The organism is Variovorax gracilis (assembly GCF_030317115.1).
In the GTDB taxonomy this organism is placed as follows: Bacteria; Pseudomonadota; Gammaproteobacteria; order Burkholderiales; family Burkholderiaceae_C; genus Variovorax; species Variovorax gracilis.
In genome coordinates this window covers 784480-805169 of sequence record NZ_JASZYF010000001.1, presented here as the reverse complement: position 1 = coordinate 805169, position 20690 = coordinate 784480, and the positions used below count along the sequence as shown (strand labels likewise).

Sequence of the window (20690 nt, the reverse complement as noted above, 5' to 3'; positions counted from 1 at the left end):
ATCAGGAGACAAAGTACATGGACGCCACCACCACGCCCGCGACGAAAATCGCCACCGTCAAGCTGCTCATCGGCGGCAAGTTCGTCGAATCGAAGACCACCGAGTGGCGCGACATCGTCAATCCGGCCACGCAGGAAGTGCTTGCCAAGGTGCCCTTCGCCACGCAGGCCGAAGTCGATGCGGCCGTGGACTCCGCCAAGGAAGCCTTCAAGACCTGGCGCAAGACCCCCATCGGCGCGCGCGCCCGCATCTTCCTGAAGTACCAGCAACTCATCCGCGAGAACATGGCCGAACTGGCCGCGATCCTCACCGCCGAACAGGGCAAGACCTTGCCCGATGCCGAAGGCGACGTGTTCCGCGGCCTTGAAGTCGTCGAGCACGCAGCGGCGATCGGCAACCTGCAACTCGGCGAACTGGCCAACAACGTCGCCAACGGCGTCGACACATACACGGTGCTGCAACCCCTGGGCGTCTGCGCCGGCATCACGCCCTTCAACTTCCCCGCGATGATCCCGCTGTGGATGTTCCCGATGGCGATCGTCACGGGCAACACCTTCGTGCTCAAGCCCTCCGAGCAGGATCCGATGGTCACCATGCGGCTGTGCGAACTCGCGCTTGATGCCGGCATCCCGGCTGGCGTGCTCAACGTCGTGCACGGCGGCGAGGCAGTGGTCAACGCAATCTGCGATCACAAGGACATCAAGGCGATCTCCTTCGTCGGGTCGACCAAGGTCGGGACGCACGTCTACAACCGCGCCACGCTCGCCGGCAAGCGCGTGCAATGCATGATGGGCGCGAAGAACCACGCCATCGTGATGCCCGACGCCAACAAGGAGCAGACGCTCAACGCGCTGGCCGGCGCGAGCTTCGGTGCCGCGGGGCAGCGCTGCATGGCCGTGTCGGTCGCGGTGCTGGTGGGCGATGCGCAGAAGTGGGTGCCCGATCTGGTCGAGAAGGCCAAGACGCTGAAGGTCGGCGCCGGCACCGAGAAAGGCGTGGACGTCGGGCCGCTGGTGTCCTGCGCGGCGTACGAGCGCGTCACCGGCCTCATCGAACGCGGCGTGGCCGATGGCGCAACGCTGGCGCTCGACGGACGCAAGCCCACGGTGCCCGGGTACGAGAAGGGCAACTTCGTCGGCCCGACGGTGTTCGCCGACGTCAAGCCCGGCATGAGCATCTACGACCAGGAAATCTTCGGCCCCGTGCTGTGCCTGGCCAACGCAGCGGACATCGACGAGGCCATCGAGCTCATCAACGCCAATCCGAACGGCAACGGCACCGCGATCTTCACGCAGTCGGGTGCGGCGGCGCGGCGCTTCCAGGAAGACATCGACGTGGGGCAGGTCGGCATCAATGTGCCGATCCCGGTGCCGGTGCCGATGTTCTCCTTCACGGGTTCGCGCGCTTCGAAGCTCGGGGACCTCGGGCCGTACGGCAAGCAGGTCATCATGTTCTACACGCAGACGAAGACGGTGACGGAGCGCTGGTTCGACGACAGCACCGTTTCGCATGGTGTCAACACCACCATCAGCCTGAAGTAGTCTCGGGCGCATGGACTTCGAACTCTCCGAGGAGCAGCGGGCCTTTGCACACACGGCGCGCGAATTCGCACAGGCCGAATTCGCGCCGCATGCCGCCCAGTGGGACGCGGAAGCGATCTTCCCGAAGGAAGCGATTGCCAAGGCCGGCGAGCTCGGTTTCTGCGGGCTCTACGCGCCCGAAAGCATTGACGGCCTGGCTCTGCCTCGACTCGATGCGACGCTGGTCTTCGAGGAAATGGCCGCGGTCGACCCTTCGACGACGGCCTTCATCACGATCCACAACATGGCCACCTGGATGCTCGGCAGCTGGGGCGGTCCTGCGGTGCGAGAGCGGTGGGGGGCGGAACTGACCAGCGGCCGCAAGCTGGCCTCGTACTGCCTCACCGAGCCCGGTGCCGGGTCGGATGCCGGCTCGCTCAAGACGCGCGCCGAGTTGCGAGGCAACGAATACGTCATCAACGGTGGAAAGGCCTTCATCTCGGGCGCCGGCTCGACCGACGCGCTGGTGCTCATGGCGCGTACCGGTGGCGGCGGCGCGAACGGCATCTCCGCCTTCGCGGTGCCGGCCGATGCGCCGGGCATCAGCTACGGCAAGAAGGAACACAAGATGGGCTGGAACAGCCAGCCCACGCGCACCATCAATTTCGACAACGTCCGCGTGCCGGCCGAAAACCTGCTCGGCAGCGAGGGCGAGGGCTTCCGTATCGCGATGAAGGGGCTCGACGGCGGACGCATCAACATTGCGACTTGTTCGGTGGGTGCCGCGCAGGGGGCGCTCGATGCGGCTCGCAGGTATCTGCACGAGCGCCAGCAATTCGGCAAGCCCCTTGCGAGCTTCCAGGCGCTGCAGTTCAAGCTCGCCGACATGGCGACTGAACTTGTGGCTGCGCGCCAGATGGTGCGTCTCGCCGCGAGCAAGCTCGACGCGGGCCATGCCGATGCCAGCACCTACTGCGCGATGGCCAAGCGCTTCGCCACCGACGCCGGTTTCAACGTGTGCAACGACGCGCTGCAACTGCACGGCGGCTATGGCTACCTGAGCGAATTCCCGCTGGAGCGGCTGGTGCGCGACGCGCGCGTGCACCAGATCCTCGAAGGCACCAACGAAATCATGCGCGTCATCGTCGCTCGCAAGCTTCTCGAGGGCGACAGCGACATCCGATGAATCTCTTAAGCGAACATGACTGAACCCGTCGTCCTCTTCAAGGAAATCAAGGCATCCAACGGCAAGCGCTTCGGCGTCGCCACTCTCAACGCACCTGCTTCGCTCAATGCGCTGTCGGTGGACATGGTGCGTCTGCTCATTCCCCAACTGCGCGAATGGGCTCGGGACGACGGCATCGTCGGCGTGCTGCTGGACGCCAGCGGCGAGAAAGCCTTCTGCGCAGGCGGCGACCTGCGTCAGCTCTACCAGACGCTGCTTGAATGCGGGCCTGCGCGCAACACCTACGCCGAGAGCTTCTTCAGCGAGGAGTACGAACTCGACCACCTGATCCACACCTTTGCGAAGCCATTCCTGTGCTGGGGCCACGGCATCGTGATGGGCGGCGGCGTGGGTCTCATGGCGGGCGCGTCGCACCGCGTCGTCACCTTGCAGAGCCGCATTGCGATGCCCGAGATCAGCATCGGCCTCTACCCCGATGTCGGCGGCAGCTGGTTCCTTCGCCGCACGCCAGGCCGGATCGGGCTGTTCCTCGCGCTGACTGCGGCGCCGCTCAATGCGGCGGATGCGATCTTCTGCGGCCTGGCCGACATCGTGGTGCCGCAGGAGCGCAAGGCACAGTTGCTGGAAGCCATCTCGACCCACGCGTGGACGGGCGAGGCCAAGGCCGATCGTGCCTCGCTGTCGCGCCTTCTCGCGCAGGCCGGCGAAGGCGCGGAGAAGCAGCCATCCAAGGTGCGCGAGCATTTCGACGCCATCAATCAACTCATGGCTGGCGACGACCTGCTCGATATCGCGAAGCGCCTGCGCGAGCTGTCATCCGATGACCCCTGGCTGCAGTCGGCCGCCAAGACTTTCGCCAAGGGGGCGCCCAGTTCGGCCGCCTTGTCCTTCGAACTCTGGCAGCGCGTGCCGCGCATGTCGCTGGCGGAGGTGTTCCGGCTGGAATACTGGGCTTCGCTCGGTTTCTGCGCCCACAAGGACTTCGCGGAGGGCATTCGCGCGGTGCTGATCGACAAGGACCGCAATCCGCGCTGGAGCCCGGCGACGCTCGAAGAGATCACGCCCGAATTCGTCGAAGACCACTTGCGTGTGCGCACCGAAGGCCCGCATCCGCTCGCCGCGCTCGTCTGAGCCCGACCTCACAGAACCAACGGAGACACATCACATGAAGATCGCATTCATCGGCCTGGGCAACATGGGCGGCCCGATGGCATTGAACCTGCACAAGGCCGGACATGCGGTCAGTGCCTTCGACCTGTCGACTGACGCTTGCAAGAAGCTTGGCGCCGAGGGCGTGTCCATCGCCAAGTCCGCTGCTGAAACGCTGGCCGGCGCCGAAGTGGTGATCAGCATGCTGCCGGCGAGCCAGCACGTCGAGGCGCTCTATCTCGGCAGCGACGGCAAGCCCGGGCTGCTTGAACACATTCCCGTGGGCACGCTGGTGATCGACAGCAGCACCATTGCCGCCGCGACCTCGCGCAAGGTGGCCGAGGCAGGTGGGAAGCGCGGCGTGGCCGTGATCGATGCGCCCGTGTCGGGTGGCACGGGCGGTGCCATCGCCGGCACGTTGACCTTCATGGTCGGCGGCTCGGAAGCCGACCTCGAACGGGCGCGGCCCGTGCTCGAGAAGATGGGAGCCAACATCTTCCACGCCGGCGGCGCCGGCGCGGGCCAGACCGCGAAGATCTGCAACAACATGCTGCTGGGCATCCTCATGATCGGCACGTCCGAAGCGATCGCGCTCGGTGTTGCCAACGGGCTCGATCCGAAGGTGCTGTCCGAGATCATGCGACGGAGCTCGGGCGGCAACTGGGCCCTTGAAAAGTACAACCCGCTCCCCGGCGTGATGGAGACCGCACCAGCCTCCAAGGGCTATGCGGGCGGCTTCGGCACCGACCTGATGCTCAAGGATCTCGGCCTTGCGCAGGAGAACGCTGCCGCAGTGCGCGCCGCCACGCCGCTAGGCGGACTGGCGCGCAATCTCTATGCGGCGCACAGCCTGGCCGGGCATGGCGCTCTCGATTTCTCGAGCGTCATCAAGCTGGTGCAGTCCAAGCCCGCCTGAAGCGCGAAGAGACATCAGGGTCGGGCTTCGCGCCCCGTGACGACGATGCGAGGCGTCATCGCGCGCGTCGCGAATTGAACACGGCGGCAAGCAAGGTCTGCCAATCGGTGCCTTCGGGCCAGCGAGACAGCACCGGATTCAAACGACCGTCGATCAACAGCATGGCGAAGCCGTGCACCAGCGACCACGCCGCGACCATGGTTGCGCTTTGATCGGGAGTGACGGGTGCCCCTGTTTCCTGCGCCAGCCCAAGGCGCTCCGCAGCGGCGCCGGCCAGCGCCTGACGGGCCAACTCGATCGCCTCCCGCAAGGCGGGCCGTTCCATGTCGAGCCGCTCGCCGCGAAACATCAGCAGGAACATCGCGGGGTGCTCGCGCGCGAAGGCGACATAGGCGTGGCCGATGGCTTCGAAGCGCGCAGGTGAAGAGGCAGCATGGTCAGCGGCCGCAACCCGCAGCGCATCGGCGAACTGGCGGAAGCCCACCGCCGCCAATTCGCTCAGCAGGCCGGTCAGGTCACCGAAGTGATTCTTCGGGGCCGCGTGCGAGACGCCCGCCGCTCGTGCGGCGGCGCGCAAGGTCAGGCCCTCGAGGCCCTGACTCTCGAGGAGATCCTGTGCCGCTGCAAGCAAGGCAGCATGCAGCGCCCCGTGGTGATAGGGCGCAGCGGGGGCTTTGCGCCGCGTGCGTGGGGCAGGTGTGCTTTCGCGCTGGATCTTCTTGGGCGGAACTGGCATGGCGAGCGGAAGCGGGTGGCGGCGCGCATTGATATTGACGCCGTCAATTTTACTTGACTTTGCTTCGCGACCGTTTTCCAATCTGGGTATTGACAGCGTCAATATCAACTTCGAGGAATTCGCCATGACCCAGGAAGCACCCCCTCGGCGCGTGAACGGCGCTCCGATCACCTTCGAGGCTGAAGCCGCCTTCTTGCCGATCGTGGGCGAACTGCCTGCCGGCCTGAACGGCACGCTGTATCGCAACGGCCCGAATCCACAGTTCCCGAGTGCCGACGCGCACCTGTTTGGCGGCGACGGCATGTTGCACGCATTCGAGCTGGCCAATGGCCGCGCGAGCTACCGCAATCGCTGGGTCCGGACCGCCCACTGGAAGGCCGAGCACGAGGCCGGTCGCCGTCTGTTCGACGGCTTCGGTCGGCCCAAGGAGGGCGATGGCGCCGCTGCCGACGTTGCGGATGAGGGGGTCGCCAACACCCACGTCGCATGGCATGCAGGCCGGCTGCTCGCATTGGAGGAAGCGCATCTGCCGATCGAGATCGATCCAGTCACGCTTGCCACGCGCGGGCCCTTCGACTTCGGCGGTGCCTTGAACGGCCCCTTCACCGCGCATCCCAAGACCGATCCGTTGACCGGCGAGATGCTCTTTTTCGGCTACGGCACCACTGGGCCGTTGTCCAGCGGCATGACCTATGGCGCGATCGACAAGTCAGGCCGCGTGACGCGATTCGATCGCTTCGAGGCGCCCTACGCGAGCATGGTGCACGACTTCGCCGTGACCGAGAGGCATGTGCTGTTTCCCGTGCTGCCGCTGTCGGCCAGCATGCCCCGCGCGCAGCGAGGGCTGCCACCCTTCGCGTGGGAGCCGGAACTCGGCGCCCGGGTCGGCGTGATGCCGCGCGACGGCCGCGTCGAGGACATCCGCTGGTTCGAAGGCGATGCAGGCTATGTCTTCCATGTGATGAATGCATGGGAGGAGCGGGACGAGTGCGGCGGTCTGCGCATCGTGGCCGACGTGATGCGCTATGACGAGCCGCCGCTGTTCCCGTATCCCGATGGACGGCCGACCGATCCGCTGCGCAGCGTGGCGCGCCTGTGCCGTTGGACTTTCGATCTCGCGGCACCCGGCAACCGCTTCGAGCAGCAACCGCTGGACGACCTCCCCGGCGAGTTTCCGCGCATCGACGAGCGCCGCGCTGGATTGCCGTACCGACATGGCTGGTATGCCTGCCAGCGCGAAGCTCGCCACGGCGCGGGCAACGAAGGCCTGGCGCACTACGACGCCGTGACGGGCCATCGCACGCTGCATTACCTGCCGCCGGGCGATCGCGTGTCCGAGCCTGTATTCGTCCCGCGTGCGCCGGATGCGCAGGAGGGCGAGGGCTGGCTGCTGGCGACCGTCTACCGCGCAGCCGAATGCCGCAGCGATCTGGCGGTGTTCGATGCGCAGTCCCTGGCCGGTGGCCCGATCGCCGCCGTTCAGCTTTCACACCGGGTGCCATCCGGCTTTCATGGGAGTTGGTTGCCGGCCCGTGGTTGATGCCGCCTGCAGCGGCTGTTCAGAAGCCCAGTGTCGGATTGCGCCGGGCCTCGTCTCGTCGGCGCTCCTCGCGCACAAGGTCGCAGCGCGGGTGCCGGGTGTATTCCGGCTTGTCGCAATGAGCGGCTTCGCAACGGGCGGCGAAGATGAAATTGAGCGTCTCGCAGCCGCTCCTGGGATCGAGCGCGACCGCGCGAGGAGGGGGGGCTGCGCGCGGCGGCTGCCTGCGCTCGGGCGGAGGGGAGGGTGCGAAGGTGACGGGCGGCTGCACCGGCGCCGTGGCCGGACCCGAGGAAACTTCGACCTCTCCTGCGCCCAGTGAGTTGCCGAGCGGCACCGGCTCCGCGGGCCTTGGGGATTCCGGCGGTTTCGATTTCGGAGCCGCCGTGACGGTCGCCACTGGCGGGCTGGATGGGGCAGCAGGCGCTGCAGGGAGCACCTTCGCCGTTTCCGGGGGGCGCAGGGGAATCTTGCGCGTCACGTAGGCAAACCAGCCGAAGAAGCCCAGCGCAGCGGCGATGACGAGCAGGCCAATGCGAATCCAGAACCTGCGCATTTCAGCAGAGATCGTCACGTGGCCCGGCTCGTCCGTTGCGCGGGACGCGAAGGGCGACGCGACGCCCGACATCGGCTTCATCGCATCCAGCAGCGAAGGTCCGGTCGCCGCGAAGGCGGGCAACTTGCGCGCGCAGCCATGACAGAACATCGCGGCGTCGCGGTTCTCGGTATTGCAGACAGCGCAAATCACCGGCATTCGTTGCTCTCCAGAGGCGTGAAAACGCAATCTTTCGAATATGCGCATTGCGGCGGCGAGATGTCTGCCAGCGGGCGCCTACTTTTTGCCAGTGGCGACGGTCAACTTGCCGACTCCGCGTCTTCGGTCGGACGTTCCTGCACATCGGGATCGGTTCGAAGCGTCCTTGATCGAGTGAATTTTCAAGGCGCGATCGACTTTGCAGAGGCCGAAAAAAATCAATGCCGACGACAACTGAAGTGTCGCCAGGACCCTTTTCCGAGCTGAACTCGGCTGACCGATATCCCGCCGAAAGTTCCCAAGAAATTTCTCCAAATATCGAAGTCTTCTCTTGTTTTCGGGAGATCGGACTTTTCTTATTTTTAGCTTGTGCGCCGCTCCATAAAGTGGCCGGCGCCCGTAGTGGGTAGGCGTGCCGAGTTCGCCAAGCGTCCTGGCTGGTACGTCACTGCAATGCCATCAGAGCGGGGCCGGTTGGCCGGCATGGCGAGTTTCTTCGGTCGATGCCGTGTACGCCCTCAGCGTTGCAGCCTGCGGATGCGGATGCATTCCGGCAAATCATCTTGAGTTTTCGCCGGGTTGCGGGATTCATTTCCTGGAAGCCGTCCGGTGTCATCGTTGTTTTTGAATTAACAGGGGAGTTTTGTGGCTAGAAAAAAGACAGCATTCGTCGTCAACGAGAACGGCAAAGCGGGCGACGCAATCGCTCTGGACCCGGATAGCTCCGGACCTGGCTGCAGCGCAGCCCGTGTACGCAACTCTTCCGGCGTCATGGGAAAGCAGAGGGGGCCAGCTCGACGGGTGCGTAGACTCGCACGCCTACGCACATTCTCCGAATCCGGACCCCGTCATGAATCGATCGTTCCCCTCCGTCCTGTCGGCGGTGCTCGCCCTTGCGTTGGCCCAGCCATCGCTCGCCGACACGCTCAAGAAGCCTGAACTCGACAAGCTGGCCGCGATCCAGCAGGCCACGCCTTCATCCAGCTTCAGGGCATTCCTCGCGCAAGCCGCAAAGGCGGACCCGAGGCTCAAGGCCAGCATCGCCGCGTACCAGAAGAAGGCGCCGCTCGCAGGCGACGACCTGACCAACATCGGCCGGCTGCTCGGCCTCTACAACCGCCTGCACGACCAGAAGGCGGTGATTTCTTCCATCGAGGCCATGGTGGCGCTGCCGACGGTGCGCGAGGAGAAGGTGCCGCCGCACGAGAGCAAGCCCATCGTCGAGTTCGGCCAGCTCATCGAGAAGATGGCCGGGGACTTCGGCCTGCAGTACCGCAACGTCGACAACCGGATCTTCGAGGTCAAGCTGCCGGGTCGCGGCCAGGAGGAGTTCGGCATCCTGACCCATGCCGACGTCGTGCCCGTCATTGCGGACGAATGGGTGCTCGACGATGGCACACGGCTCGACCCCTTCAAGATGACCCGCGTGGGCGACTATCTCTACGGCCGCGGCACCATCGACGACAAGGGCTCCATCGCAGCAGTGATGTACGCGATGAAGGCCGTGAAGGAAAGCGGCCTGCCGCTCGACCGCACCATCCGCCTCATGATCGAGACCACCGAGGAAACGGGCGGCGATGGCATGAAGTACTACCGGGCAAAGACGCCATTGCCCGACTACAACATCGTGCTCGACAGCAAGTACCCGGCTGTCGTCGCGGAAAAGGGCTCGGGCGCGTTGAAGGTCTTCTTCCCGGTCGACGAAGCCGATGGCAGCAATGCCGCTCGCACCTTCGTTACCGCCATGACCGGCTCGGCCGCGGCCAACGCCGTCCCGCAGACGGCCACGGCCACGCTGAGAGGCGGTGACCTGACACAGGTCGCCGCTCGGCTGGAGTTCGCAAAGATGCCTTTCGTCCAGAAGTACGAAGGCCAAGGCGGCAAGTTCGGCATCGACATCCTCAAGCAACCCGACAGCGTGGAAGTGAAGGTCACAGGCGTGTCAGCGCATGGTTCGCGGCCGGAGGAGGGCGTCAACCCCCTGCCGCGTCTCGCGCTCTTCCTTCAGGAGTCCGCCATGGTGACGGGCGGCAATCAGTACACCAAGGCCATCAAGTATCTGAACGATCTCTACGGCACCGGCTACCTCGGCGAAAAGATGGGCGTGGGCTACGGCGACGCTTTCATGGGACCGCTGACGATGTCGCCCAACCTCATTCGCGAGAAGGATGGCAGGCTCGAGGTCACCGCGAATGTGCGCATGCCCCGTGGCAACACGCCGGAGAAGCTGACGCAGGCCATCAACGAGAAGATCAATGCCTGGGCCGCTGCGAACCAGGCCAAGGTCGAGATCGACTACCAGCAGGGCGACTGGATGGCGCGCGATCCCAAAGGCGCTTGGCTGTCGACCCTGCTCAACATCTTCGGCGACACCACCGGCCTCGAGGCCCAGCCCGTACCGACCGCCGGCAGCACCACCGCCAAGCTGATGCCGAACGCCATCAACTTCGGGCCGGCCATGCCCGGCAAGAAGTACACGGCGCACAACGCCAAGGAATTCAAGGAGATCGCCGACCTCGACGCGGACATGCAGATGTTCACCGAGATGCTGGTGCGCATCGGCAATCTGAAGAAGATGCAATAGACGGGGTCAGGCCGATTTGCCGCGGGCGGCTTTTTTCTCGACGCGCGGTGCGTTCGCGCCGCCCGAGCCACCGCCGCTGTGCAACTGGTTGAGCCCCAGCAAGGCATCGACATACGACATGAACCGGCTGAGGTATTCAGGCGAAACGTCGCGCATCAGCCGGAGCGATCGATGCACGAGATGGTGCGAGTTGAGGGGGCCGGCATTCTGCGGCACCGTCGCCTCCGACTGCGTCAGCCTTCGATCGGCGCTGAGCCGCGACCAGGTGCTTCTGAACTGCGTGAGCGTCTTCAGTTCATCCCTGGCGCCCGGCGCGTCGCCCAAGGGTGACGCATGCTGGCCCATTTGATCGACGAGCGCTCCGAGCGCGCCGCGATGGCGCGGCACCTTTCCGCTGTGCTTCATGATGCTGCCGTCGGCACACGGGGTCTTCTCCAGATCCTCGGCATACGCTGCGAGCAACTGGGCGACCCTGTCGTCGAGGATGCGCCGCGCGTCACCACCGTAAGTGGCCGACCGCTTGGCCAATGCCTCGATGAAGCGAAAGCGGACAGGGTCGAGGCGATGGTCGCCACGGCGGCGCCGCGACTCGATCATCGCGACGGTGTCGATGGCTTCCTCGCTACTCACGGGACTTCAGGTTGGTGTTGGAAGGCCTCGGCGTGGGTGCCATTTCGACTCGCCGATTCTTCGACCGACCTTCGGCATCGGCATTCGACGCCACCGCCTGCTCCGAACCGAAGGCCGCGGCAAAGACCGATGATGATGGGATGCCTTCCTCGATCAGCGACCGCGTTACCGTCAAGGCACGCTGAGCGGACAGCTCCCAGTTGTCGGCGAACTGGCGGTTGCCTCCGCGCACTTGCCGGTCGTCGGTAAACCCGCTCACCATCAGGATCTCGTCGCGGGCCTGGAGATACGCGCCCAGCGGGGCGGTCAGGGTCTTCAGCAGTTGACGCCCTTCGGGCTGCAGTTCTGCGGAGTTGACCGCGAACAGCACGCTGCCGCTGATGCCGATGCGCCCGTTGTTCAGCGTCACACGGCCCGCCGCCAAAGGACCGGCCAGTGCCTTCTCAAGCGTCTGCAGGCGCAGCGCCGCCTCTCGCCGCTGCTTGACCTCCGCCTCCAGTTGGGTCGAGAGATCGAGCTGCATGCCGACCACGCACACCAGGATCAGTACGAAGGCCCCCAGCAGCCCCGACATCAGGTCGCCAAACACGGCCCATACGGGAACCGTCGGCTCCACGCCGGCGTCGAGTTCCTCCGTCATCACGCTTCGCTGCCCGCCGTTGCACGGTTGTTGGCGAGCTGCTGAAGGTCGTCGACGATCTGCTTCTGCGACATGATGCTCAGGTCGATGACTTCCCGTGCCTGGGCCACGTAGTAATCCAGTTGCTCGTCGCTGCGTGTGATGGACTTGCTGAGCGCCCCTTCGATGCGCTGCAGGTGCGCCACCAGCTTGTCGTTCGAATCGCTGAACAACTGCACGCCGAATCCAAAGGCCTCGCCCAGGCTCGCCACCTCGACGGCGCTGCCGGTGATCTGTGCGGCGACCTCGGCCATCTTCTCGGTTTCCGCCTCGACCTTGTCGTTGAAGCGCGTCCCGACGCGATCCATCAAGTCGGCCGACGCGGCGACGAGCGCATCGATGGCCGAGCGTTGCTCGGTGGAGGCATGGTTCACGGCGCTGAGCAGGGTCTCCAGCGTTTCGAGAATTCGGCTGCGCTCCTCCAGCATCGCGTTGTCGCGCGCCATGCTGTCGGACAGCTTCTGGCGCAACTCGGAGATGACTTCGGCCGCGGCGCGAGGCGCTTCCGAGGCGGCTTGCATGAGCTGCGCGATCTCGGCGATCGTGTTTTTCGCATGCGCTTCGGATTGCGTGGAAATATCGCGGGCGGTCTCGGCCAGCGTCCTGCAGATATCCTGCTGCTGGCCTTCGGTGCGCGCGCCCGCCTGCTGCCATTCTTGCTGGAGCGATGCGGCCATGGTTTCGAGCGCCCGGGTCCAGGCGCCGAGCCGTTGCTCGTCGCGCGACGCCATCTCTGTCTGCAGGCTTGCGTGCGCTTCGTCGACCGTGCGCAGAAGCGAACTCGAATGCTGCTCGAAGGTTGCCGCAGCCGCTGCCAAGGCGACCTGGGTGCCCTTCGACAGGTTTTCGCTCACGCGCTCCTGCTGCGCCAGTGCATGGCCCCAGGTGTCCGATACCTTGCCTACCGCGGTTTCCAGTCGGGCGGAGACGCCGTCCACCAGCGATGCCGAGCGCTGCTCGAAAGTCTGGGCGAACTGGTCGAGCGAGGTGCGCAGGTCCCTGGAGAGCGCTTCGCTCGCGCTCTGGTGCCCGGCGAGCGCCGTCTTCCAGAGATCCGCGATCCCGGACGTGCTGGCCTCGAAGCGGCCCGTAAGCCCATCGAGTTGCCGTTGCACGCTGTGCTCGACAGTATGGTGCAGGGAGCTGGCCTCGCGCGCGATGCTGGCCATCGTGGCTTCGACGACCGGCTGGATCGTCGCGCTCGCGGCACGGGCGCTTTCGGTGAGGCTTTCCTTCAGCGAGCGGTCGACGGAGGAGGCGAGGGTGGCATAAGCAGCCTCGGCCTTGCCGTGGAAAGTGTCCTGGTTGGCGATCAGGCGTTCGTTCAACGCCTGGCTCTGGCGCTCCATCGTCGCCATCATGGCCTGTAGCCGGTCGACGAGTGCAGGCATCAACTGGCCCTGTTGCTGCAGCAGCTTGAAGGACTCCTCGCGCTGGTAGGCCTGCGAGAAGACACGCAAGGTGGTCGCGATACGCGTATCGAGCAATTGCGCGGTCTGGATCCGGTCGCGCCGGCACAGGGCCGAGACCAGGCCCAGCATCGCCGACGCGGCCACGCCGGCCAACGAGGTGCCGAATGCCACGCCCAAGCCCTTGACGGGAGCCGCCAGGGAGGCGCGCATGCCTTGCAGATCCGATGCGTTTTCGAGTGCCGTCCCGGTGCCGTTCAGCGTGACGACCATGCCGAGGAAGGTGCCCAGCATCCCGAGCAGCACCAGCAGCCCCGCGAGATAAGGTGTGAGGGCCGGACCGGGAAGTCCGACGCGCTCGCCTTCGACGCGAAGCCGCACGGCGTTTCGCAAGGAGGGATGCAAACTGTCGAGCCATGGGCCCAGGCTCGTTGGGGAAACAGTCAAGTCCGCGACGGCATTCGTCAGGCCGGAGGTGGCCTGGTGGAAGCGATGCAACTCCAGCGCGCCCATCAGGTAGAACGCGCCGATCAACACCGTGATCGCCAAAGCCAGCGGGTTCGTGCCGATGTACCCGACGCCGACCCAGCAGACGGCGGCCAGGCCGACGAAGAAGGCGGTGAAGTGAAGAAGTCTTGTCATGAAGGCCTGGTTAACTCACGCGAAGGGCTTCGAGCAGCCCTTCGACCGGTTGAAATCGAATATCCAATTCGGCGAGCAATACGCCTTGCATGTCCTTGCGGAACACGTCCAGCCACGCTTCCTGCTGGACGCCGCCGACGATCCCGGCGGTCGCCTCTGCCGCGGCCTGCGCCGTCTCGTCGGCCTTGCGCAAGCGCTTGAAGTGCTTTTCGAGCAGCGAAGGCAAGGTCGATAGCAAGCGGTGCTCGTGCACACCCAGCGCCTGCTCCATGACGGCATCCACGGCAGCCAGACGGGCCATGGCGGGCGATCCGGCCGCCAGCCTGGCCCGCAGCCGCTCGCGCAGGGGACCAACGCTCGCCTCCATCGCCTGTTGCCGGGAGATGTAGCGCTGGCGGTACGGCGAGAACTCCGCCGCCGCGTCCATCGGAGCGCCGATGGCGTGCACCAGCGTGGCCCGCGCGCGGGCGCATTCGCCTTCTTCGGCGCCAAGGGGAACTCGTGCGCCGGAAGTCGCCGTCGCGGGACTGCCATCCAACGCCCCGGCCAGGGAGATGGCGTCGGTCCAGCTGACCCACTGACTCAATCGATCCGCGAAAGCCTGTTTGGATTCGGGGACGCCGATGTCGGTCAGCCGAGCGAGCAAGCGAATGAGCGCCGAGCCGGTGAAACCTGTGCGCCGTGACACTTGCACCATGCTGCCAAATTGGAGAAACCCGGCAGTCTACACTGCCCGGCCCGCCGCCCGACTTGTTACCGTCTGCAGATGCCGAGCACCAGCTCCTGCTCAGTGCAGGCGCGCGCGGGTGCCTGCGCCTTGGTCGGGGTCGGCGTGCCGTAGCCGCTCTGGCCGGCAATGCAGGCGCGCAGGCGCTTTTCCATGGGGCCGTAGTAGCGCCAGCCCTGGCTGAGGGCGGGCAGTTCGAGGCGCACCTGCTTCCACTTGGGATGTCCGTTGGCCTGGAGCTTGTCGAAGTTGGTGCAAAGCGACTCGGCAAAGCGGGCAAGATTCCCGACGGTCGACTGCAGGCCATAGTCATAGGTGACCAGGTAGGCCTTGACGGTGAGAGTGGGGGTGTCGGCCGTAAGCCACGAGGGGTAGCTCGAGACACGGATCGCCGCGGGAAAGTAGGTCTTCTTCGCACGCGCGGTCTCGGGCACCGATTCGTCCAGCTTCAGGATCTTGATGAACTTGCGCGCCTCGGGCTTCATGTCCGAGAACAGCTTCGCCGGCTGCCCGGCCACGATGATGGCGACGTCGATCGTCTTGTCGACGGTGAGCTTGACCAGTGCATCCTCGTTGCTCAGGTACTGGGCGTTCGCTGCCGATATGGGCTCCTCGAACATCAACTGGTAGAGCGTTCTCGCCGTGAGCGCCGTGCCGCTGCCCAACGGGCCGACGCTGATCTTCTTGTTCTTGATCTCGTGGATCGAGTTCAGTGGCGAGTCGGCGCGGGCGACAAAGTAGATCTCCTCGTCATAGAGCGGCATGATGAGGCGCAAGGGTCGAATGATGTTGCCGGCATCGGCGTTGCCCGCCTTCGCTTCGTCCAGGAATGCCTGGTACACGTCGGACTGCACCAGGGCCAGTTTCACCCCCGGTTCGAAGCGCATGCGCTGGACGTTCTCTGCCGAGCCTTTCGACTCCAGGACTTCCAGGTCAATGCCCGCAGGGTCGGCGACCCACTTGGCGAGGTCGTTTCCGATCTGGATATAGGTGCCGGTTTTCGACGCGGTGACGATCTTGTACTCCGCCCTCGGCGCAGCGGCCGCAGAGGACAGGAAGACCATCCACATCAGCCCGGTCAGTATGGTTGTGATTCGCATGCTGGCTCCATCGAAGGTTGGTAAGCACGCCGGACGACGCCCGGCTTCCGTGATTGCTGCTCGCTGTCTCCCGCTTCCGAATATCGCTTCTGGTTCTGATCACTTCTGGCACAAGGCCAGCGCCGCAAGCGCTTCATTGCACTCCTTTTCCTTCGGCTCCGCTACGCCAATTGCGGGTGCAGTGACGGCGGGCTTCGGCGCTTCCGCGGCCGCAGGGGCAGCAGGAGAACTCGATTCCGCCAGTCCGATCGCATTGGACGCCTTGACTGCGGCGTTTCGAAGCTGGTCGCGGCGGTCGGCTTGTGTCTGCACCCGCTGATCGAAGGTCTCCCGAAGCTCCAGCACGCCGGGGTCATCCGCATGGTCCACGTCCAAGGCATCGAGCACGCGCTCCGCTGCAGCCAGGTCGCCGCGGCTCAAGGCGCTCTGCACCCGTGCGATGTTCGCCTTGAACTCACGCTGCCTGCCGGCGTCGCTTTCCTTGTCGAGATAGAAGTGATCGAACATCAGCGCGAGCACGAGAACCGCCAAGGTCGCCGCGATCGCGATCACGAGGCGGATCGACACGACGGAGTTGCTGGCCCACTGCCTGGGCCCGCGCCCTCCCACCACGTCCTGCTGCCAGACGACGCCGGGCCGGACCATCCCGATCTCGGGGTTCATCTCGTCATTGGTTGCGCGGGTCACGATGAGGCTGCCCACGCTTTCTTCCTCTGGCTGCACGGTGTCCGCGAAGTCCACCTCGATGGGCGCCAGAGCCTTGCCCCTGGCCGATTTGGCTCCAGCAGTTGAGGTCGTGACGGTTTGATCGGTGCCGCAGAACCGGCAATAACGGTCCCCTTCCTGCAACTGCGCAGCACAATGCCTGCAGGACACCGGGGAAGACGAGTGCTGATCGGCCAGGTTCTCCATGACTCGGAACAGGTTGACGCTCGCTGCGGAGAATGCCAGTCTCATTCCGGACCTGTGTGGCGTCAATCGGCCATCCGCCCGAGCCTTGGCCAAACTTACCTTTTCGGCTATTTTTTCTTCGGGAAATTCCCTGCAAAAATCCGTCCTTCTCGCGACGCAAGTGTTGCGAGGATGCAAAAGTACATCGTGCTCGCGGGCTACCATGGCTCATGGACTGCACGACCCGTCTCGAGGCCGAACTGGACCTCTATTTCGCTTGGCTCGCCCAGTTCGAAGCCAGTATTCCCCGCGCGCACAACATCGTCTCGAACTGGTACACGAGCACGGTGCTCCAGGCCTACACGCGCTACTCGTGGTTCAAGCCCTCCACGCCGGGAGAGCCCGCCCTGTGCCTGGCCAACGTCACAGTGGCCGACAGCGCCAGGGGCCAAGGCTACTTCGCGAGGTTCGTCGAGCGCTTCACCCATGGAGGTGATGGCTTGCAGGCGCGAGTGCTGTATCTGGAGAACATCGCGAGCCCCCGGTTCGAGAGCAGGCTCCTGCGGATGGGATTCCAGCGCTGCAGCTACGGGACAGGCGAGTTCTCGGCCTACTACCTGGTGCGGTAGCGCACGGCGAGGCACCGGCTTCGCTCAGATTTCCCTGTCCAGCCCCTGTGCGCGCAGGACGGCCTTCAGGCGTCGCACTTCATGCTCCAGATCGAGGATCAGCGCGGCGGCCTCGAGGCCGACGCCGAAGTCGCGCTCCAGCCGCCGCGCATCGAGCGCGCATTGCAGGTCGCTGCTGTGAAAGCGCCAGTCGTCGGGCCGCTCGGCCTGCGTACGCGACTCGATGATGCCGATCTCGACCAACTGCACCACCCATTCGATCTCCGCCCCGCAGGCATGGGCGAGTTCGCGGGCGGCGAGCGGGTGCGAGGCGCTCAAGGTGGTGCTCGTGACGGAAACAGTAGCCATGGTCATCACACTCCAAGGTGGCGGCGTGGATTGAAGGGCGCCGCCTGGGCGAGTTGTTCGTACGCCTTGCGCACGGCCTCGGTGTCGGCGGGTGGCAGTGCGATTTCCAGCAGCAGATAGAGGTGGCCCGGCGGCTTGCCCGGCAATCCACGCTCCTTGAGTCGCAGCTTGAGCCCATTGCGCGCATTGGGCGGCACCGTGACCTCGACCACACCGCCGCCAGGCGTCGGCACTTGCACCTGGGCGCCCAGCGCGCCTTCGGTCGGCGTGATCGGCAGCGTCATGTAGAGGTCGCGATCCTCGACGCGGTACAGCTTGTGCGGCGCGATGCGCACTTCGAGGTAGAGGTCGCCAGCGGGCTCGCCGCCGTGGCCCGGCATGCCTTGCCCGGCGAGGCGGATGTATTGGCCTGGATGCACTCCGGGCGGAATCTTCACGCTCAGCGTGCGGGTCTTCCACTCGGGCTGGCCCTGTGCGTCGATCTCCTGTGATCGCAGCGTGATCTCGCGCTCGGCGCCCTTGAGCGCGTCTTCCAGCGCGATCTCGATCGCGGCATGGTGGTCCTCGCCGCGGGCGCGGTAGTTCCGGCGCTCGGCACCGCGTCGCTCGGCGGCGCCGAACAGCGAAGAGAAGAACTCGCTGAACTCCGCATGGTCGGCCGGCCCGGCGTGCGGGCCGCGATGGAACTCGAAGCCCTCGTCCCATCCCGGCGGCGGCTGGAAGCCGCCGTCCGGGCTGCCGCCGCGCGCGACGTGATCGGCGAGTTGGTCATAAGCAGCGCGCTTTTCCTTGTCGCGCAACACGTCGTTCGCTTCGTTGACGTCACGCATGCGCGATTCCGCGTCGTGCTCCTTGCTGACGTCCGGGTGGTACTTGCGCGCCAGCTTGCGGTATGCCTTGCGCACCTCGTCTTCGGTCGCGCCGCGTTCGAGTCCGAGGATCTTGTAGTAGTCCTTGAAGTCCATGCTGTTGAATCCGTGTGGAGGGCTGGCTATGCCACGGCGGCTCCGCCGTCCACGGCCTGCAAAAGCGACATCACGCGCCATGCAGGGCCGCTTCGCTCGAAGCGCAAGGGCTGTGCGTTGCCGAGCACGCTCATGTCGATCGGCACGCCGAGGAGCGCCGCAAGCACGTAGAGCGATCCGCCGTGCGCCACGATCAGCACCGGCGCCGGGTGCGCCAGGGCCTGTCCGAGCGCGACGCGCTTGCGTGAGACGAACTCGGGAAGCGTTTCGCCACCTGCGGGCTCGCAGGCCCAATCGATGTGGGCGGACGAGGTGCCGATCAGCGCGCCGAAGTTGCGCTCGCGCAGGCCTTCGAACACCACAGGCGCCATGCGATGCGGAGCCGACACCGTATGTGCCGTGGTCAGCGCACGATTTACGCTGCTGCTCACGATGCTGCGGATCGGCTCGCCAGCCAGCAGTTCGGCCGCGCGAGCCGCTTGCTCAAGGCCCAGCGCGCTCAAGGGCTCGTCGATGGCCTGGAAGATCCGGCGTGCATTGCACTCGGTCTGTCCGTGGCGCAGGAAGTAGAAGTGATCGCAAGTGGGTGTCAGCGGCTGTGCGGCTGCCAGCTTGACGAGTTGTCGGAGGCCGTCGTTCATCGGATCAATCAGCAAGTGAGGCGTGTGGGGCATCCACCCTACAGCATCCATTCGATCGGCAGGATCTCCAGGAAATTGATCCAGCCGCGCTTGAGCGCGCCCGAGCCGGGTTCGGTCGTGTGGATCGTCTCGCCTTGCGGCGTGCGGTCGATCCATTCCATGCCGCCATCCGGCTTGAGCCGGACCTGGTAGGCCGCCTTGGGGATGGCCATGTCGAGCTGCTGCGCAAGACGGCCCGCGAGCGCAGGGCTGTCGATGATCACGCCCATTTCCGTATTGAGGTGCGCCGAGCGCGGGTCCAGGTTGAACGAACCGACGAAGATCCGGTTGCGGTCCACCGCGAAGGTCTTGGCATGCAGGCTCGCAGCCGAGCTGGCGCGGCTTCCGCTGCCGGGAAGACCTCGGGACTTGTCATCGTCCCTGTCGGGCGGCGGCACGGCAATGCCGGGCTTCAGTTCGTAGAGGGTGACACCCGACTGCAGCAGTTCCTTGCGGTACTTCGAGTAGCCGGCGTGGACCGGGCTGACATCGGTCGCCGACATCGAGTTGGTCAGCACGCGCACCTTGATGCCGTTCCGCGCCAGCGTGGTCAAGGTCTTCGTGCCGCCCTGCCCGGGTACGAAGTAGGGTGACACCAGGTCGAGTTCGTTCTGCGGCTTGCCGAGGGCTTCTGTCAGCAAGGGCAGCATCTGCAGATCCTTGCGGTCGGTCCTGTCGAGCACCTTGGCCGGGTTGTCGTGGATCACGCGCGCCGTCGTCCATTCGAAGTCGACCTGGTTGCCGGCCAGCTGACGCAAGAGCGGGGTCTGCCGCACCGCCTCGATGTAGCGCTGGGCCTCCGGGCTCTTGTGGACCTGGTCCCATTTCTCGCGAAGGCGCGCCGCGCTGTCGGAATCAGCTGGGGGCAACATGCTCGCGGCGGGATAGGCGGAGGCGCTGTTCCAGAACAGGTCGAATTCCCTGGACACTTCGCGCACGACGGGCCCGATCGCCATCACGTCGAGATCCTGGAAGCCGACCTCCATGTTCGCGCCGTAGTACTCGTCGCCGACATTGCGTCCGCCCACGATGGATACCTGGTTGTCCGCGGTGAAGGACTTGTTGTGCATGCGCCGGTTGACTCGCGCGAAATCCGTCGCGAAGTCGCCCGCCCTGAAGCCGCGGTTCGCGAAGGGATTGAACAGGCGAATCTCGATGTTGGGATGTGCGTCCAGTGCCGCAAGGGTCGGGTCGAGCCCGCCGGTGTTCGCATCGTCGAGCAGCAGGCGCACGCGCACGCCGCGCTCTGCTGCCTTCCAGATGGCTTCCCACAACAACTGCCCGGTCGTGTCGCCGTGCCAGATGTAGTACTGGAGGTCGAGGCTCCGGTCGGCGAGTTGCGTGAGGACGATCCGGGCCGCGAAGGCGTCTTCGGCGACGGGGAGCGGATGGATGCCGGACTTTCCCGGATGGGCCGATGTGCCGGGTCGGACCGCCTTGGCCAGCCGGGTCTCGTCGGTGTTCGAGAGCGCGGTGGACTCGATGCGCTCGACGTGCCCGGGCAAGCTGGCACAGCCCGAGATCAACAGCCCAAGAAGGAAGGCAACCAGTGCACGCGATGGAATCATGGATCGGGCCTGACTCGGCGATGACTACGTGCCCATT

General features: G+C 65.4%; 19 protein-coding genes. 7 read left to right on the top strand and 12 right to left on the bottom strand.

Annotated elements, in window-relative coordinates:
* Positions 1-17 precede the first annotated feature (17 nt).
* Genes QTH97_RS03865 through mmsB form a run of 4 tightly spaced genes read left to right on the top strand, consistent with a single transcriptional unit; the run spans position 18 to position 4771 of the window.
* The gene (locus tag QTH97_RS03865) at positions 18-1541 is read left to right on the top strand and encodes a CoA-acylating methylmalonate-semialdehyde dehydrogenase (protein ID WP_286566728.1); all 1524 of its coding nucleotides are present in this window, start codon (positions 18-20) and stop codon (positions 1539-1541) included.
* A 10-nt stretch (positions 1542-1551) separates the two neighbouring features.
* A complete protein-coding gene (locus tag QTH97_RS03860; protein ID WP_286566727.1) occupies positions 1552-2706 on the top strand; it encodes an acyl-CoA dehydrogenase family protein in 1155 nt (384 codons plus the stop codon).
* A gap of 15 nt (positions 2707-2721) precedes the next feature.
* Positions 2722-3837, top strand: a complete 1116-nt coding sequence (locus QTH97_RS03855; RefSeq protein ID WP_286566726.1) for an enoyl-CoA hydratase/isomerase family protein — start codon at positions 2722-2724, stop codon at positions 3835-3837.
* Positions 3838-3871: 34 nt separating this feature from the next.
* Positions 3872-4771, top strand: coding sequence for a 3-hydroxyisobutyrate dehydrogenase (gene mmsB, locus QTH97_RS03850; protein WP_286566725.1), 900 nt, complete (start codon positions 3872-3874; stop codon positions 4769-4771).
* Between the two features lie 55 nt (positions 4772-4826).
* Here the strand turns inward: mmsB and QTH97_RS03845 are convergent, their stop codons facing one another.
* Positions 4827-5507, bottom strand: coding sequence for a TetR/AcrR family transcriptional regulator (locus QTH97_RS03845; RefSeq protein WP_286566724.1), 681 nt, complete (start codon positions 5505-5507; stop codon positions 4827-4829).
* Positions 5508-5631: 124 nt separating this feature from the next.
* On the opposite strand from QTH97_RS03845, the gene QTH97_RS03840 reads away from it, so the two are divergent.
* Positions 5632-7047 (top strand): carotenoid oxygenase family protein, encoded by a 1416-nt coding sequence (locus QTH97_RS03840; protein WP_286566723.1) that lies wholly within the window; start codon positions 5632-5634, stop codon positions 7045-7047.
* 19 nt (positions 7048-7066) lie between these two features.
* On the opposite strand, the gene QTH97_RS03835 is transcribed toward QTH97_RS03840, so the two are convergent.
* Positions 7067-7801 (bottom strand): hypothetical protein, encoded by a 735-nt coding sequence (locus tag QTH97_RS03835; RefSeq protein ID WP_286566722.1) that lies wholly within the window; start codon positions 7799-7801, stop codon positions 7067-7069.
* A gap of 850 nt (positions 7802-8651) precedes the next feature.
* Here QTH97_RS03835 and QTH97_RS03830 point away from each other — a divergent pair.
* On the top strand, positions 8652-10385 hold the full coding sequence (locus QTH97_RS03830) for a dipeptidase (RefSeq protein ID WP_286566721.1): 1734 nt from the start codon (positions 8652-8654) through the stop codon (positions 10383-10385).
* Positions 10386-10391: 6 nt separating this feature from the next.
* On the opposite strand, the gene QTH97_RS03825 is transcribed toward QTH97_RS03830, so the two are convergent.
* The 6 genes from QTH97_RS03825 to QTH97_RS03800 form a co-directional block, all read right to left on the bottom strand.
* Positions 10392-11015 carry a DUF2894 domain-containing protein gene (locus QTH97_RS03825; protein ID WP_286566720.1) on the bottom strand — a complete coding sequence of 208 codons (624 nt, stop codon included), beginning with the start codon at positions 11013-11015 and terminating at the stop codon, positions 10392-10394.
* Positions 11008-11655: an OmpA family protein gene (locus QTH97_RS03820; protein ID WP_286566719.1), complete on the bottom strand. Its 648-nt coding sequence runs from the start codon at positions 11653-11655 to the stop codon at positions 11008-11010. The genes QTH97_RS03825 and QTH97_RS03820 overlap by 8 nt, the downstream gene beginning before the upstream one ends.
* Positions 11655-13745, bottom strand: a complete 2091-nt coding sequence (locus tag QTH97_RS03815; protein WP_286566718.1) for a DUF802 domain-containing protein — start codon at positions 13743-13745, stop codon at positions 11655-11657. The genes QTH97_RS03820 and QTH97_RS03815 overlap by 1 nt, the downstream gene beginning before the upstream one ends.
* 10 nt (positions 13746-13755) lie before the next feature.
* Positions 13756-14442 carry a DUF3348 domain-containing protein gene (locus QTH97_RS03810; protein ID WP_286566717.1) on the bottom strand — a complete coding sequence of 229 codons (687 nt, stop codon included), beginning with the start codon at positions 14440-14442 and terminating at the stop codon, positions 13756-13758.
* Positions 14443-14498: 56 nt separating this feature from the next.
* Positions 14499-15572 carry a TAXI family TRAP transporter solute-binding subunit gene (locus tag QTH97_RS03805; protein ID WP_286566716.1) on the bottom strand — a complete coding sequence of 358 codons (1074 nt, stop codon included), beginning with the start codon at positions 15570-15572 and terminating at the stop codon, positions 14499-14501.
* Positions 15573-15671: 99 nt separating this feature from the next.
* Positions 15672-16529, bottom strand: a complete 858-nt coding sequence (locus tag QTH97_RS03800) for a hypothetical protein (protein WP_286566715.1) — start codon at positions 16527-16529, stop codon at positions 15672-15674.
* Positions 16530-16693: 164 nt separating this feature from the next.
* Between QTH97_RS03800 and QTH97_RS03795 the strand changes: the two genes are divergently transcribed.
* Positions 16694-17092, top strand: coding sequence for a hypothetical protein (locus tag QTH97_RS03795; RefSeq protein ID WP_286566714.1), 399 nt, complete (start codon positions 16694-16696; stop codon positions 17090-17092).
* A 24-nt stretch (positions 17093-17116) separates the two neighbouring features.
* Here the strand turns inward: QTH97_RS03795 and QTH97_RS03790 are convergent, their stop codons facing one another.
* Genes QTH97_RS03790 through QTH97_RS03775 form a run of 4 tightly spaced genes read right to left on the bottom strand, consistent with a single transcriptional unit; the run spans position 17117 to position 20653 of the window.
* Complete coding sequence (locus tag QTH97_RS03790) at positions 17117-17440, bottom strand: chaperone modulator CbpM (protein ID WP_286566713.1); 324 nt, start codon at positions 17438-17440, stop codon at positions 17117-17119.
* Between the two features lie 5 nt (positions 17441-17445).
* The gene (locus QTH97_RS03785) at positions 17446-18405 is read right to left on the bottom strand and encodes a DnaJ C-terminal domain-containing protein (protein WP_286566712.1); all 960 of its coding nucleotides are present in this window, start codon (positions 18403-18405) and stop codon (positions 17446-17448) included.
* A 26-nt stretch (positions 18406-18431) separates the two neighbouring features.
* Positions 18432-19046: a histidine phosphatase family protein gene (locus tag QTH97_RS03780; RefSeq protein ID WP_286566711.1), complete on the bottom strand. Its 615-nt coding sequence runs from the start codon at positions 19044-19046 to the stop codon at positions 18432-18434.
* Positions 19047-19084: 38 nt separating this feature from the next.
* The gene (locus QTH97_RS03775; RefSeq protein WP_286566710.1) at positions 19085-20653 is read right to left on the bottom strand and encodes a phospholipase D family protein; all 1569 of its coding nucleotides are present in this window, start codon (positions 20651-20653) and stop codon (positions 19085-19087) included.
* Between the last annotated feature and the right edge of the window lie 37 nt (positions 20654-20690).